Genomic DNA, 13,894 nt, shown 5'->3' with positions numbered 1-13,894 from the left:
CTTAAGCGCGTAAGCGCAGCGTGGAACCCACCCACCCCATCCCTGCAAGAACATCGGAGGGTCACATGACCTCCATCGACAGCGACCCGACCCCCGACTCCCCCACCACCGAACCCTCCCGAGCCCGTGTCGCGGACTCCGGTGGGGACAGCCCGGCCCCCTCAGGCCCCGGTGCGAACAGCCCGCGACTCGGGCGGCCCGGCGCAGCCGGACCTTCCGGAGCCCGCGTTCCCGGCCCAGGTCAGCGCAGCCCGAAAGACGGTAGGCCCGGCGCGGCCGGGCCTACCGGAGCCCGTGTCGTGGGCCTTGATGAGCGCGGCCCGGAACTCGGGCCGCCCGGCGGAGCCGGGTCTTCCGGAGCCCGTGTCGCGCCGCCCGGTGCGGGCGGTTCGGGGGCGGCGGGGCCCGGGTTGTGGACCTACTTTGCGCTCTGTCTGGCGAACCTCGGGCTGTACACCATGTTCATGGGGGCGCTCACGCTGCTGCTGCCGCAGCAGGTCGCCGCGCTCGTCGGGGAGGACGGCAAGGTCTCGGCGCTCGGCCTGGTCACCGGCATCGCCGCGCTGGCGGCGGCCGTGGCGCAGCCCGTCGCCGGGTACCTGTCCGACCGGACCCGGACCAGGCTCGGCAGGCGCAACACCTGGGTCCTGGGCGGCGGCATCGCGGCTGCCGTCCTCATCTACCTCGTCGGACGCACCGCGACGATCCCGATGCTGATCCTCGCGTGGTCGGCGGTCCAGGCCGCGGGCAACGCGGTGCAGGCGGGCGTCACCGCCGCGCTCGCCGAGCGTATCCCGGTCGAGCGCCGCGCCTCGGCCTCCGGCGTCATCGGCCTCGCGACGATGCTCGGCATCGTGGTCGGACCCGTCGTCGCCAGGGCGGCGGGCGGCGGCGAGGCCGGATACACCGCGCTGGCCGGGGTCGTCCTGTTCAGCTCGCTGATCTTCGCGCTCACCACCAAGGACCGCCGCGCCGCCGAGCCCGTCGCCGCCGCACCCGGCAAGCCCGCCGCGCCGCGGGACCCGCAGGTCCGCCGCGACTTCTGGTGGGGGTTCTCCGGGCGCGCCGCGCTCTTCCTCGCCTACGCCATGGTCAGCGGGTACACCCTGTACATGCTCCAGGACTACGTCGGCCTCTCCGCCGAGGACGCGGAGTCCAAGGTCACCCTGCTCAGCGGGGTCATGGGCGCGGCGGTGATCGTCGTCGCGCCGCTGTCCGGACTCGCCGCCGACAAGACGGGACGGCTCAAGCCGTTCGTCATGGCGTCGTCCGCCCTGTTCATCCCGGCCTTCGCCGTCATGTACGCGATGCCGACCCTCACCGGCATGGTGACCGGCATGCTCCTCGTCGGCCTCGCCTTCGGCTCCTACATGGCCGTCGACCAGGCGCTGATGACCCGCATCCTGCCGAGCATGGACGACGCGGGCCGCGACCTCGGCATCCTCAACATCGCCTCGGCGGGTCCGCAGATCGCCGCCCCGTTCGTCGCGAGCCTCATCATCTCCGCGATGGGCGGCTACCGGACCCTCTTCGCGGCAGGGATCGTGCTCGCCGTCCTCGGCACGCTCGCGATCCACCCCATCCGCTCAGTCCGCTGACCAGAAAGAACGACACGATGATCTACCGAGACTCCACCGCGCCCGTCGAAGCGCGCGTCGAGGACCTGCTGTCCCGGATGACCCTCGAGGAGAAGGCGGGACAGATGTTCCACACGATCCTCCTCATGGGTCCGGACGGTGAGCTGTGGGAGGGCGAAAGCCCCTTCGGACACGTCTCGACCGACGCGTTCGTCTCCGGCAAGCTCATGACGCACTTCAACATCCTGCAGGCCGCGCCGCCCGCGCAGATGGCCGGGTGGCACAACCGGCTCCAGGAGCTCGCGGCGCGGACCAGGCTCGGCATCCCGGTGACGATCTCCTCCGACCCCCGGCACAGCTTCACCGACAACCCCGCGACTGCCCTGTTCGCCGGCGCGTTCTCCCAGTGGCCCGAGTTCCTCGGCATGGCCGCGACGCGTGACGCCGAACTCGTCAGGGCCTGGGCGGACATCGTGCGGCGCGAGTACCTGGCCGTCGGGATCCGGGTGGCGCTGCACCCGATGGCCGACCTGGCGACCGAGCCCCGGTGGGCGCGCGCCGTCGGGACCTTCGGCGAGTCGGCGGAGCTCGCCGCCGAACTCGTCGCGGCCTACATCCGGGGCATCCAGGGCGACGAGCTCGGCCCGCACAGCGTCGCGGCGATGACCAAGCACTTCCCCGGCGGCGGCCCGCAGAAGGACGGCGAGGACCCGCACTTCGCGTACGGCCGCGAGCAGGTGTACCCGGGTGGCAGGTTCGAGCACCACCTCATCCCGTTCGAGGCGGCCTTCGCGGCAGGAACGTCGCAGATCATGCCTTACTACGGCATGCCGGTCGGCACCGACCTCGAGGAGGTCGCGTTCGGGTTCAACCGCGGCGTCATCACCGCGCTCCTGCGCGAGAAGTACGGCTTCGACGGCATCGTCTGCACCGACTGGGGCCTGCTCAACGACATGGAGATCGGCGAGACCACCGAGGTCGCCCGTGCCTGGGGCGTCGAGGACCTGACCCCGCGCGAGCGCGCCCGCAAGGCGCTCGACGCGGGCGTCGACCAGTTCGGCGGCGAGGCGTGCCCCGAGCTCATCGTCTCCCTCGTCCGCGACGGCGAGATCACCGAGGAGCGCATCGACGTCTCAGTCCGCCGCCTCCTGCGCGAGAAGTTCCGCCTCGGCCTGTTCGACGCGGCCCCGCTCGACCCCGACGAGGCCACCGCCACCGTCGGCCGCGCCGACTTCCGCGCCGCGGGCCTCGAGGCCCAGCGCCGCTCGCTCACCCTCCTGAAGAACGACGGCGTCCTCCCGCTGCGCCCCGGCGTCCGCGTCTACACCGAGGGCGTCGACCTCGGCCCCGAGTTCCCCACCGCGACCTCCCCCGCAGACGCCGACGTCGCCATCCTGCACCTGACCGCGCCCTACGAGCCACGCTCAGGCAACTTCCTCGAAGCCCTCTTCCACGCGGGCGACCTCTCCTTCCCCCCATCGGAGATCGACCGCATAACGGCCATCGCCGCCCAAACCCCCACCGTCATCGTCATCCACCTCGACCGTCCCGCCGTCATGCCCGAGATCAACGAAGCCGCCTCCGCCGTCCTCGCCGAATACGGCGCCGACGACACGGCCCTCACCGCCGTCCTCACCGGCGCCCACTCCCCCGAAGGCCAACTCCCCTTCGACCTCCCCTCCTCCATGAAGGCCGTCGAGGCCAACCGCCCCGACGTCCCCCACGACACCGCCGACCCCCTCTACCCCTTCGGCCACGGCCTCACCTACTGACCACCCCTCACCCCTGCGCCTTTGGTGGCCCCACTGGGCACGTCCGATGTCGGACGTGCCCGATGGGGTCAGGGGGTGTGGGAGTTGGTCATGAGGGCGGCGAGGTCTTCGGGGTTGAGGAAGGAGGGTGGGGGTGGGGGTCCCCAGTTGAAGAGGCCGCGGGCGCCCTCGAAGGTTTCGGGGGTCCAGGGTTGGTCTTCGGGGATGGTGTCCATGTCGGAGTAGTACTCGCTGAACATGCCGGACGGGTCGCGCAGGTACCAGAAGAAGTTGGAGCCGGCGTGGTGGCGGCCGAGGCCCCACACGTGCCGTTCCGGGTGGTCTTCGAGCATGCGCTGTGCGCCCCGGCCGATCTCGTCTATGTCGTCGACCTGCCACGAGGAGTGGTGCGGGAAGACGACGGGCGAGCGCATGACCAGGAGGTTGTGGTGGTCGGTCGAGCAGCGCAGGAACGCCGCCGCGTCCTTGACGTGGTCGCTGGCCTTGAAGCCGACCCCGTCGCGGAAGAAGGCGACGGTCGCCGCGAAGTCGGTGCTGCCGAGGACGACATGGCCGAGCTTGCGCGGCCGGACCGGGCCCTCCCGCAGGACGCCGGGGGCCCGGACGCCGACCCTGTCGAGCCTGCCGGGACCGTTGTACGGGGTCGCGGCCACGACGGGCTGGACGAGCCGTGACTCGACCTGGAGCACCGCGCGGACCCCGGTGCCGGGGTCCGTCGCGGTGAGCGTGCCCCCCTCCTCCGCCGCCGCCTCGACGCCGAGCGCCGCGAGCGACGCCGCGGCGCGGCCGAGGTCGTCGGGGTCGTCCACGCCGATCCGTACCTCAACGAGGCGTCGGAAGGGCGCGTCGGTGAGGTGCAGCTGACGGCCTCCGTCGGTGCCGGAGAACCAGCCGCCGTCGTCCTCGGTAAGGCCGAACTCGCGGTAGTAGGAGCGGGTCTCGGCAAGGTTGGGGACGCCGAGGGTGATGGAGCTCAGACGGTGCAGTGCCACGGGCTCCTCCTCAGACGAGCGGGGTGATCTTTTCCTCGATGCCGAGCAGTGCCTTGCCGTAGACCTCCGCGCCGATCGTCTGGGAGATGACCGCGTGCCTCGCCCCGACGTTGACGTCGCGCCAGATCCGCTGGAGCGGGGACACCTCGGCGAAGCCGCCCGCGCCGTGCGCGTTCATCAGGATGGTGAGGGCGTCGACGATGTGCGCGACTGCCGCGCCCGCGTCGGCGCGCACCCTGGCCCGCGCGGTGTAGTCGAGCGACTCACCGCGTGCCGCCGCGCCGTCGACGTCCTTGGTCGCCCTGTCCACGAGCAGGTGGGCGATGTCGATCTTGGTGGCGGCCTCGGAGATCTGCAGCTGGAACGCCGTCGACTCGGCCTGGGTCTCGAAGAAGGTGTAGGAGATGGGCTTCTTGCCCGCCTTGTCGATGACGAGGTTCAGCGCGGCCCTGCCAAGGCCGAGCTGCGGGCCCGCGAGGACGAGGGTGAGCAGCGGGATGAACGCCGACCGGTACAGCGCCTCCTCGGTGTGCTCGGTCGCGTAGGTTCCCTCGACGGCCTCGGGAACCGACATCACCCGGTGCTCGGGGACGAAGAGCTTCTCCCCTACCAGGCAGTTGCTCGCGGTGCCCCGCATGCCCGCCACGTGCCAGACGTCCTCGACGGTGAGCTCCGACGCGGGGACCAGCACGAGTCCCTGGTCGACGACCTCGCCCGCCTCGTTGGTGAGCGGCGTGCCGAGCACCGCCCAGGTCGACCACCAGGAGCCCGAGTTGTAGTACCAGCGCCCGGAGATCTCCCATCCGCCCTCGACCTTGCGCGACGTGGCGGTCGGCGTCAGCACGCCGGTGACCCTGGCCGGCCCCGAGCCGAACACCTCGTCCTGTGCCCGCTCGGGGAACAGCGACGCGAGCCAGTTGCACACGTTGGTGAGCGCGACGACCCAGCCGGTGGAGCCGTCGGCCTCTCCGATCGCGGCCGAGACGTCGAGCATCGTGCGCAGGTCGGTCTCGTGGCCGCCGTAGCGCTTGGGCACCGAGACCGCGAACAGCTCGGCCTCGGTGATCGCCTCGATGCACTCGGTGGCGACGCGCCGGTCGGCCTCGGTCTTCGCCGCGTGTTCGCGGACCAGCGGCTGGAGCGCGACAGCGCGGGCGACGAGTTCAGCGGAAGTTGTCATGTCTTTCCTCCTCAGATGGGGGTGGTCAGCGGGAGCAGGCGGTGATCGCGTCGGTCACCGCGCGCCTGGGGCGTTCGGCGTAGTGGGAGTGGGTGCCGAAGGCGCGGTGGCCGTAGACGAGCGGCGCGGCGACCCTCGTCTCGGCGTCGGTGACGGCGCCGAGCAGGAGGATGTGGTCGCCGCCCTCGATCTCCTGGGCGAGGTCGCAGGCGATCCAGCCGGGCGCGCCGACCAGGCGCGGCAGCCCGGTCTCGAACCGCCACTCGACCGACGCGAACCTGTCGACGCCGCGTTTGGCGAAGACGAGTGCGTCGGCGTCCTGGCCGTGCCCGAGGACGTTGACCCCGAACCTGCCGGTGCGCCGGACGCGCTCAAGGAGCGACGACGCCCGGTCGAGCGCGACGGTCACCATCGGCGGCCGCAGCGACAGCGACGCGAAGGCGCTGACCGTCGTGCCGTAGGGGATGCCCTCGTCGGCGGCCGTCACGACGGTGACGGGTGCGCAGACACCGGCCATCAGGTCGCGGAAGGTCTGGTCGGTGACCATCTCCTGCTCCCTTCTATTCATCATGATGATTATGGAGATATTGGGATCCAGGGGCTGTCCTCGTCAAGAGTTGGCGCTAATGTTTATGACGAATTGGTCCCCGGGGAGGGTGCAAGTGGCTGCCGCCGACGAGCAGAACGACATACCCGCGCTCCGGCGCGACGAGTGGCGCCGCCCGGAGCGGAGGGCCGAGGCGGGCCGCTCCCGGGCTGAGGACGCCGCCGATGTCATCGCCGGGCTCTCCCTCGGCGTCAAGCAGGGCACCAGGCTCGGCACCAAGGAGGAGCTGCGGGCCAGGTGCGGGGTGTCGGTCGGCACCTTCAACGAGGCGGTCCGGCTCGTGCAGGCGCGCGGGCTCGTCACCGTGCGGCCCGGCCCCGGAGGCGGGCTGTTCGCCGCCGAGCAGTCGCCGATGGTGCGCCTCGGCCACTCCGTCCTCGCGCTCGACTCCGACAAGTCGTCGGTCTCCGACGCCGTCCGCATCAGGGACGCGCTCGACCCGCTGCTCATCGAGGACGCGCTGTGGCACGCCTCCCCCGCCGACATCGCGGCCCTGCGCGAGCTGCTGAAACCCATGGCCTCGGCGGTGGCCGACGCGGACCCGACGGCGTTCGTGCACGCCAACTGGCAGTTCCACGTGCGGATCGCGGCGATCAGCCAGAACCGGATGCTGCGCTCGATCTACTCGACCCTGCTCGACATCATCGAGGGCCACACGCTGTCGGTCCTGCCGACCGAGGACCGGCCGCTGCCCGAGTACATCCAGCAGCGGTACCAGCTGCACTCCTCTCTTGTCGACGCGCTGGAGCGCAGGGACGCGTGCGAGGCGTCCCGCCTCATCCGGGCGCACAACACGAGCTCCGTCGAGAGCTGAGCCGGGGTGCGGGCCCGGCGCGGCCCGCACCCCGCGTCTCACGGGTTGACGACGGCCATCCACATCGGCTCGCTGCGGGCGCGCATCGCGCGCACCGCGTCCTTGACGTCGGCGAGCGCGAACCGGTGGGTGAGCAGTTCGTCGACGTTCAGGGTGCCGTCGGTGAGCAGGCCGATGACGTCGGTGGCGTCGGTGCGGGTGCATGAGCGGTTGCCGACGATCCGCCACATGTTCGCCATCATCGCCACCATCGGCAGGGGCAGCGGCGCGAGGTTGCCGCCCATGTGCAGCATGGTCCCGCCCATCGCGAGCGAGGCGAGCGCCTGCGCGGTGCCCGCGCCCGCCGGGGTGTAGTCGGTGAGCGCGTCGACGCCCTCGGGGACGATCGCGCGCAGCGCGCGGGTCAGGCCGCCGGTCGTCTCCCAGTCGTCGGCGAGCTCCTCGGTGGCCACCGTCTCGACCGGCAGCGCGCCCGCGAGCTCGCGGACCGCCGCGAGCCGTTCGGCGGAACGGCCGACGAGGATCAGCCTGCCCACGCCGAACAGCGGCGCGAGCTTGACCGTCGCGGTGCCCATCGTGCCGGTCGCCGCGGTGACGAGCAGGGTGCCGCCCAGCGGGACCGCCGCGCCGCGCAGCGCGCGGACCGCGTTGGCCAGGTCGTGGACCTTGGCGGCGAGGTCGAACCCGATCGCGTCGGGCAGCCGGTCGACGAGCCACCACGGCACCCGGATGTACTCGGCGAGGCCGCCGTCGTGGTACTCGGCGTACAGCGGGGCGGGTCCCGCGCCGAAGGCCGCGTGGCCGATCATCGCGGCGTCGGGGCACATCTGCTCACGGTCGCTGCGGCAGTACCCGCAGGAGCCGCACGACAGGTTGGGGTGGACGCGCACCCGGTCGCCGAGGCCGATCCGGGTGACCTGCTCCCCCACCGCGACGACGTGGCCCGCCGCCTCGTGCCCCAGGGTGGTGGGCAGGTGGCGGAAGGCCCCGCGCTTCAGCAGTTCCATCATGCCGGGGGCGAGTCCGGCGGCGGCGACCTTGACGAGCACGTCATGGGGTCCTGGCTGGGGAATGTCGATCTTCTCGAGGGCGAGGTCGGGGGAGTCTTGACGGGCGCGGGCGGCGAGCATGGTCGACATGGGGACGGTCGTCCTTCTCCTGTGCGGGGTGGGTGGGGGTGGTGCGGGGTCCGGCTTGCCGTTCAGGCGTGCCTGACCCCGTCGGCGAACTCGGGGATGGTGAGTTCGGCCTTCCTCGTTGCGGGCGCGACCTGGGGAACCGGCCGCGCCGACAGAAGCGTGATGCTGACCGACTCGTCGTCGGTCACGCTGGTGAACGCGCAGCCGACGGGGACGCGCACGAAGTCGCCGGGCGCGAGCTCCACGACGCCGCGCTGGGTGGCGAGGGTGCGGCGGCCGCTGATCTGGTACTGGATCTCCTCGGCGTCGCGGTGCCGCACGTAGGCGCGCGGTTGCGCGGCCGTCAGCCGGGTGGTGCCGAGCCAGACGTGCGACGAGCCGTACAGCCATGTCGTGCCCGTCTCCTCCCCGACGGTCAGCACGGGGATGCGGGCCGCCTCGTAGTGCGCCTGCTCAAGGAGGATCTGTTCGTCCACGGGCTGGATGGCGACGTCGTGGCCGAGTCCGCCGAGGCACTCGGTGACGAGTTCGTTGACGACCTTGGGTTCCCACCCGTCGAAGGGCGGGAACAGCGGCGCGGAGACCCGGTCGGCCCGGGCGATCTCCGTGACTGGCGCGGGGATGTAGAACAGCAGGTGGCTTTCCCGCCGCCCGTAGTTGTCGTGGGCCGTGCCGACGGGGATGCGCGAGAACTCTCCCGGCCTGTGCTCGACGGTGCCGAGTTCCGTCATGAGCGTCCGGTCTCCGGCGATCTGGTAGGAGATCTCGTCAACGTCGCAGTTGCGGTGGTAGAAGGGCTGGCGGTTGTCCATCGTCTGCCACTCCACGCGCAGGTGGTCGCCCTCGTAGACGCCGCGCGGCGGGGCGAAGGGCTGGGCCTGGTAGTCCGGCGCGAAGCTGACGACCTCGAGCGGTTCTGCGTCCTTCCACAGCTTCATCGGCCCGGGGACCGGCGCGGTGAAGAACAGCTCCTCACGCCGTCTGACGACGCGGGCGGGGCCGCCCGGGGGAAAGGAGTCGATGGTCTCCTTGACGATGCCCATGGGGTGGTCTCCTCGTAGGTGGGGTTACCGGTCGGCGAGCCGGCACAGGTAGGCGAAGCCCTGCTCAAGCTGGGCGGCGGGCCAGCATTCGACGCGTTTGGCGGCGGCCTCCGCGGCGTCGGAGAAGTGCGTGACGGGCCCGGCGGCCATGGCGTTGAGCTGGAGCGCGCACGCGCGGTCGAGCAGAACGGCGTGCATGACGGCGGCGGCGACGCCCGTCCCCGCCGCGACGAGCCCGTGTCTTGGCATGAGGGCGGCGGGCGCGTCGCCGAGCGCCGCCGCGAGGTCGCGGCCGAGCGCCGGGGTGCCGATCAGCCCGCCGGTTCCGGCGAACCTCGGCACGTCCTTGCCCCCGAACAGCGCGCCCTCGTGCGAGATCGGCAGCAGTGCGGTGCCGAGCGCGCCGAAGGCGACGGCGGCGCGCGCGTGGGTGTGGACCACGCAGTGCGCGTCGGGACGTGCCTTCAGGATCTCCAGGTGGATGAAGACCTCCTTGTGCGGGGTGCCCTCGCCCGCCACGACCTGCCCGTCGAAGGAGACGAGCTGGACGCGGTCCTGGGCGGTCTCCTCAAGGCCCCAGCCGGGGGCCTTGATCCAGACGCCGCGTCCTTCGGGGTCCCGCACCGCGACGTGGCCCCAGATCATGTCGCCCTGGCCCGCCGCCGCGAGCGCGCGGCCGGCCCTGACCGTCAGGGCGCGGGCGGCGGCCTCGCTCGCGGGGACGGTCATCTCGGCAGCGCCGCGTAGTAGGCGGCCGCGCCCGGGTGCAGCGGCACGGGCGACGTGCCGATCGCGACGGGGTCGAGCGGGTAGGTGACCGGGCTCCGGTCGGCGGGGATGTGCCGGTACTGGCGTTCCAGCGCGTCGCGGGTCTCGCCGAGAATCCAGGCGATCGTGTAGGCGACGTCGTCGGGCAGATCGGTCGTGGTCAGCAGGAGGAAGTCGCTGAAGTCGAGGGTGTGCAGCTCGTCCTGGCCAGGCAGGTAACCGGCCGGGAGGACGGCGTCGGGCCAGCCGAGGTCGTCGCGCAGCCCGTCAAGGACATGCGGCTCGAGCGGGAGGAAGGTCAGGTCGGGCGCGATCTCCTGCCAGTCCGGGACCATGATCGCCTCGTGGATGATCGCGTCGGCGCGGCCCGCCCTGACGTGCGCGATGGAGTCGAAGGGCCGTTCGTCCTCGAGCAGACGGCCTCCCCAGCCCGTCACGTCGATCTCTGACCTGGTGAGGACCTCGTGCGCGGCCCAGCCGACGTGGTTGATCCCGTCGTGCATCGAGGTCGCGAGGCTGAGCGCGGGCCGCGCCTTACGCAGCTCCGCCACCGAGGAGACCCCCAGGGACTTGTGTACGCCGAGGACAAGGCGGTCGCGCTGCGGGAGCACGCCCAGCGCGCGCACGTGCGGATACGCCTCGCCCGCGTAGACGCCCCCGCCGTCGAGCGCGGCGGTGACGAACGCGGAGGGCGTCGACAGGGCGATGTCGACCTGTCCCCTGGCGACCGCGTGGACGGCGTCCGCGCCGCCCCTGCCGTTCCAGATCGCGATCCGGGTGTGCGGTCCGCTCCGGTCGCCGAGTTCGAGGGAGATCCAGCCGCAGATGCGGTGCAGGTTGTACTGGCCCCAGTCGCCCTGCAGGTGCAGCGTGATCGACCGGTCGATGCGGGGTTCGTCGGGTCTGCCCATGGACGAGCGCTCCAAAAGATCGTGGTGTCTTACATTACAGGATGCATGTCCTGAATCAAGGGACTGAGTGGGTACCCTACAGGCTACGCGAAAAAACGGAAAGAGTCCCTCCGTATTGGTACGCTCCCGGCATGACCCAGCCGAAGCCACCGCGCAAGGACGCCGCGCGGAACCTGCGCCGCGTCATGGACGCCGCCGCCGAGCTCTTCGCCGAACGCGGCCTCGACGCGACGCTCGAGGGCGTCGCCCGCCGCGCGGGGGTCGGCGTCGCGACCGTCTACCGGAAGTTCCCCGACAAGGAGGCCCTGGTCGAGGCGCTTTTTGTGGAACGGCTCTCCCGGCTGACCGAGATCGCGGAAGAGTGCCTCGCCGTCCCCGACTCGTGGGAGGCGCTGGCCAGGTACATGGAGTTGATCTGCGCCGAGCAGGCCGGCGACCGTGGCTTCGGCGACGTGCTCATCAGCGGGGCCTTCGGGATCGAGCGCATCGTCCGGGCCCGCGACAGCCTGCTGCCGCTGGCCATCGAGGTCCTCGGACGCGCACAGCGCGACGGCCACGCCCGCGCCGACCTCGCGGCCACCGACCTGCCGCTGCTCATCCAGGCGGTCGGGTCGATCGCGGCGTTCACCCGCGACGCCGCGACACCGGTGTGGCGGCGGCACCTCGCCGTCGTCCTCGACGGCATGCGCGCGCCCGGCGCGACCCCGCTCGACGGGCCCGCGTTCACCCCGCAGGAGATCGACGCCGCGACGCAGCGGCTGTATCCGGCGAAGCGGTGAAGCGCCGTCATCCGGCGCCCGCGAGGCTGATCCCGTGCCGGGAAAGCGCCGCGCCGACGCGCGTGTGGTCGTCGGCGGCGAAGACCGCGGCGACATACCTGTCGGGCTTCACCAGGACGAACCTGCCGCGCGCCGATCCGAGCGCGGCCGCAAGCCGTCCGTCGGCGTCCGCGACCGCACGCCGTCCGGACGTCGCGCGCGGCAGCCGTTCGCCCAGCACCACGTCGACGCGGTCGAACGGCCAGGCCACCAGCGCGTCCCATGCCTCGGCGGGCACGTCCACCCCCAGGAGCACGGGGTGCTCCCCCAGCACCGCGTCGAGCCTGCGCGGGTGCGGTTCCGACGGCGCGAGCACGAGCGGTTGCGGGAGCTGCGTCCCCACGAGGCGCTCGTCGCCCCGGCCCGTCCTGACCACGAGCCCGTCGGCGTGGACCGCGCGCGGCCTGAACCGCATCTCCGCGAGATAGCGGCGGCCGCGCGCCGACCTGAGCAGCGCGCGCACGACGACGTCCCTGAGCAGCGCCCGCCGCGCGTCGGTCGTCATGACGACCCGGCCGAGCCGCTCGGAGAACGCGACCATCGCGGTGGCATGCGGCCGTCGCTCCGGCTCGTAGGTGTCGAGCAGCGCGTCGGACGCGCGGCCGTGCCAGACCTCGGCGACCTTCCAGCCGAGGTTCGCCGCGTCGCGCACGCCGGAGTTCAGCCCCTGGCCCGCGAACGGCGGCATCATGTGCGCGGCGTCGCCGAGCAGGAAGCATCTGCCGTCACGCCAGCGGTCGGCGACCACCGCGTTGAACGTGTAGTTAATACACCTTTCGACCTGCTCGGGGGCGATCGTGCGGTGCGGGGCCACGAGCCGCTGGATCGTGGCGAAGTCGGGACGGGTTCCGCCCGTGCCCTCGCCCGGACGTAGACGGAACTCGTAACGGCAGCGCCCGTCACGGCCCGGCACGATCACCGTGGGCCGCTCCGGCGTGCCGTGGTGCATGCCGTACCGCTCGTCGTGGGCGTCGCCGAGGGTGTCGGCGACGAGCCAGACGTCCTTGTGGCTCGTGCCCGTCATGTCGATCTTCTTCAGCTCGCGCAGGATGCTGCGGCCGCCGTCGCAGGCGAGCAGCCATGACGCGGCGAGCTCGCGGGTCTCGTCGGTCGCGACGTCGCGCAGGGTCGCGCGGACGCCGTCCTCGGCGTCGGCCACGTCCACCAGCTCGGTCGAGAACGCCGTCGTGACGTTCTCGCGCGGCGCGAGCGCGTCGAGCAGGGCGCGTTCCAGCTCGGGCTGCGCGAACTGGTTCTTGAACGGGTAGCCGAGCCGGTAGGGCTCGGGCCCCCGCGCGTGGAAGAGCTGCCTGCCCTTCCTGTCGTAGTAGCGGGTGCCGGTGCCCGGCACCACGATCCGCATGACGGCGTCGGCGAGGCCCGCCGACTGGAGCGTGCGCAGGGACTCGTCATCGAGGCTGATCGCCTTGGCCTCGTCGCTCGTCGTCGCGTTGCGTTCCACGAGGACGACGGGGACGCCGCGCGCGGCGAGGAGGTTCGCCATGGTCAGTCCGACGGGCCCTGCCCCGACCACGAGGACGGGAAGCGGGGATGGGGTCATGCGAGCGCGCCGTCGAGGAAGGCCCAGGTGCGCTCCCACGCCTCGGTCGCGGGCCCGGCGCGGAACATGTGCGGGCGCGCGTCGCACGCGAAGGCGTGCCCGGCCTCGGGGTAGACGTGCTGGGTGAAGGCGACGCCCGCGTCGGCCAGCGCCTTGTCGATCGCGTTGACGTGCTCGGCCGGGATCGTCGGGTCGTCCGCGCCGACGTGCAGCAGCAGCGGCGCGGTGATGGACGCCGCGCGGTCGAGGACGGCGTGCGGGCCCGCCGCGATGCCGGGGCCGTAGAAGACGACGGCCGCGCCGAGTCCCGGCAGCGCGGTCGCGGCGGTGAAGGCGGCGCGGCCGCCGAAGCAGAAGCCGGTGGCCGCCGTCTTGTCCGCGTCGATCCCCTGCTCGGCGAGGTGGTCGAGGCACGCGGTCACGTCGGCGACAATCGGGTCGACGCCGATGGCCCCGATCAGGCCGACCGCGTCGGTGTGCCGGTCGTAGGGGAGTTCGGCCACGCCGGTCCGGTGGAAGAGGTCGGGGGCCAGCGCGAGGAAACCGCGCTCGGCGAAACGCCGGGCGATGTCCTTGATGTGCGCGTTGACGCCGAACGCCTCCTGGAGCACGATCACCGCGCGCCCGGACGGCGTCGCGGGCCTTGCCACGTGGACGTTCATCGGCCCGTCGGCGGTGTCGAGGGTGATCAGGTCGCTCATGGTGTGTCTTT

The 13,894-nt window shown here is 72.1% G+C and carries 13 protein-coding genes; 4 read left to right on the top strand and 9 right to left on the bottom strand.

Annotation, left to right across the window (positions count from 1 at the left end; genetic code table 11):
• Nucleotides 1-464 precede the first annotated feature (464 nt).
• Nucleotides 465-1,598, top strand: coding sequence for an MFS transporter (locus tag R9X44_RS17410; protein WP_413774952.1), 1,134 nt, complete (start codon nt 465-467; stop codon nt 1,596-1,598).
• A 17-nt stretch (nt 1,599-1,615) separates the two neighbouring features.
• Nucleotides 1,616-3,349, top strand: a complete 1,734-nt coding sequence (locus R9X44_RS17405; protein ID WP_319815228.1) for a glycoside hydrolase family 3 protein — start codon at nt 1,616-1,618, stop codon at nt 3,347-3,349.
• 68 nt (nt 3,350-3,417) lie between these two features.
• On the opposite strand, the gene R9X44_RS17400 is transcribed toward R9X44_RS17405, so the two are convergent.
• Genes R9X44_RS17400 through R9X44_RS17390 form a run of 3 tightly spaced genes read right to left on the bottom strand, consistent with a single transcriptional unit; the run spans nt 3,418 to nt 6,092 of the window.
• A complete protein-coding gene (locus R9X44_RS17400) occupies nt 3,418-4,341 on the bottom strand; it encodes a VOC family protein (RefSeq protein ID WP_319815227.1) in 924 nt (307 codons plus the stop codon).
• 10 nt (nt 4,342-4,351) lie between these two features.
• Nucleotides 4,352-5,521, bottom strand: coding sequence for an acyl-CoA dehydrogenase family protein (locus tag R9X44_RS17395; RefSeq protein WP_319815226.1), 1,170 nt, complete (start codon nt 5,519-5,521; stop codon nt 4,352-4,354).
• A gap of 25 nt (nt 5,522-5,546) precedes the next feature.
• A complete protein-coding gene (locus R9X44_RS17390; RefSeq protein WP_319815225.1) occupies nt 5,547-6,092 on the bottom strand; it encodes a flavin reductase family protein in 546 nt (181 codons plus the stop codon).
• Nucleotides 6,093-6,183: 91 nt separating this feature from the next.
• On the opposite strand from R9X44_RS17390, the gene R9X44_RS17385 reads away from it, so the two are divergent.
• Nucleotides 6,184-6,942 carry a FadR/GntR family transcriptional regulator gene (locus tag R9X44_RS17385; RefSeq protein WP_319815224.1) on the top strand — a complete coding sequence of 253 codons (759 nt, stop codon included), beginning with the start codon at nt 6,184-6,186 and terminating at the stop codon, nt 6,940-6,942.
• Nucleotides 6,943-6,980: 38 nt separating this feature from the next.
• Here R9X44_RS17385 and R9X44_RS17380 read toward each other — a convergent pair whose 3' ends face one another.
• From R9X44_RS17380 to R9X44_RS17365, 4 genes are all read right to left on the bottom strand, one after another.
• Nucleotides 6,981-8,081: an alcohol dehydrogenase catalytic domain-containing protein gene (locus R9X44_RS17380; RefSeq protein WP_319815223.1), complete on the bottom strand. Its 1,101-nt coding sequence runs from the start codon at nt 8,079-8,081 to the stop codon at nt 6,981-6,983.
• A gap of 62 nt (nt 8,082-8,143) precedes the next feature.
• Nucleotides 8,144-9,124: a hypothetical protein gene (locus tag R9X44_RS17375; RefSeq protein ID WP_319815222.1), complete on the bottom strand. Its 981-nt coding sequence runs from the start codon at nt 9,122-9,124 to the stop codon at nt 8,144-8,146.
• Nucleotides 9,125-9,148: 24 nt separating this feature from the next.
• The gene (locus tag R9X44_RS17370) at nt 9,149-9,853 is read right to left on the bottom strand and encodes a class II aldolase/adducin family protein (protein ID WP_319815221.1); all 705 of its coding nucleotides are present in this window, start codon (nt 9,851-9,853) and stop codon (nt 9,149-9,151) included.
• Entirely contained in the window at nt 9,850-10,803 is a 954-nt protein-coding gene (locus tag R9X44_RS17365; RefSeq protein WP_319815220.1) for a TAXI family TRAP transporter solute-binding subunit, read from the bottom strand. The genes R9X44_RS17370 and R9X44_RS17365 overlap by 4 nt, the downstream gene beginning before the upstream one ends.
• A 131-nt stretch (nt 10,804-10,934) precedes the next feature.
• Between R9X44_RS17365 and R9X44_RS17360 the strand changes: the two genes are divergently transcribed.
• Complete coding sequence (locus R9X44_RS17360) at nt 10,935-11,582, top strand: helix-turn-helix domain-containing protein (RefSeq protein ID WP_319815219.1); 648 nt, start codon at nt 10,935-10,937, stop codon at nt 11,580-11,582.
• 7 nt (nt 11,583-11,589) lie between these two features.
• Here the strand turns inward: R9X44_RS17360 and R9X44_RS17355 are convergent, their stop codons facing one another.
• On the bottom strand, nt 11,590-13,182 hold the full coding sequence (locus R9X44_RS17355; RefSeq protein WP_319815218.1) for an FAD-dependent monooxygenase: 1,593 nt from the start codon (nt 13,180-13,182) through the stop codon (nt 11,590-11,592).
• Nucleotides 13,179-13,883, bottom strand: a complete 705-nt coding sequence (locus R9X44_RS17350; RefSeq protein WP_319815217.1) for a dienelactone hydrolase family protein — start codon at nt 13,881-13,883, stop codon at nt 13,179-13,181. Before R9X44_RS17350 ends, R9X44_RS17355 begins: the two co-directional genes overlap by 4 nt.
• Nucleotides 13,884-13,894: the final 11 nt, after the last annotated feature.

It is taken from the genome of Actinocorallia sp. A-T 12471 (genome assembly GCF_033875155.1).
GTDB lineage: Bacteria > Actinomycetota > Actinomycetes > Streptosporangiales > Streptosporangiaceae > Actinocorallia.
This window is presented reverse-complemented; position numbering and strand designations above follow the sequence as displayed.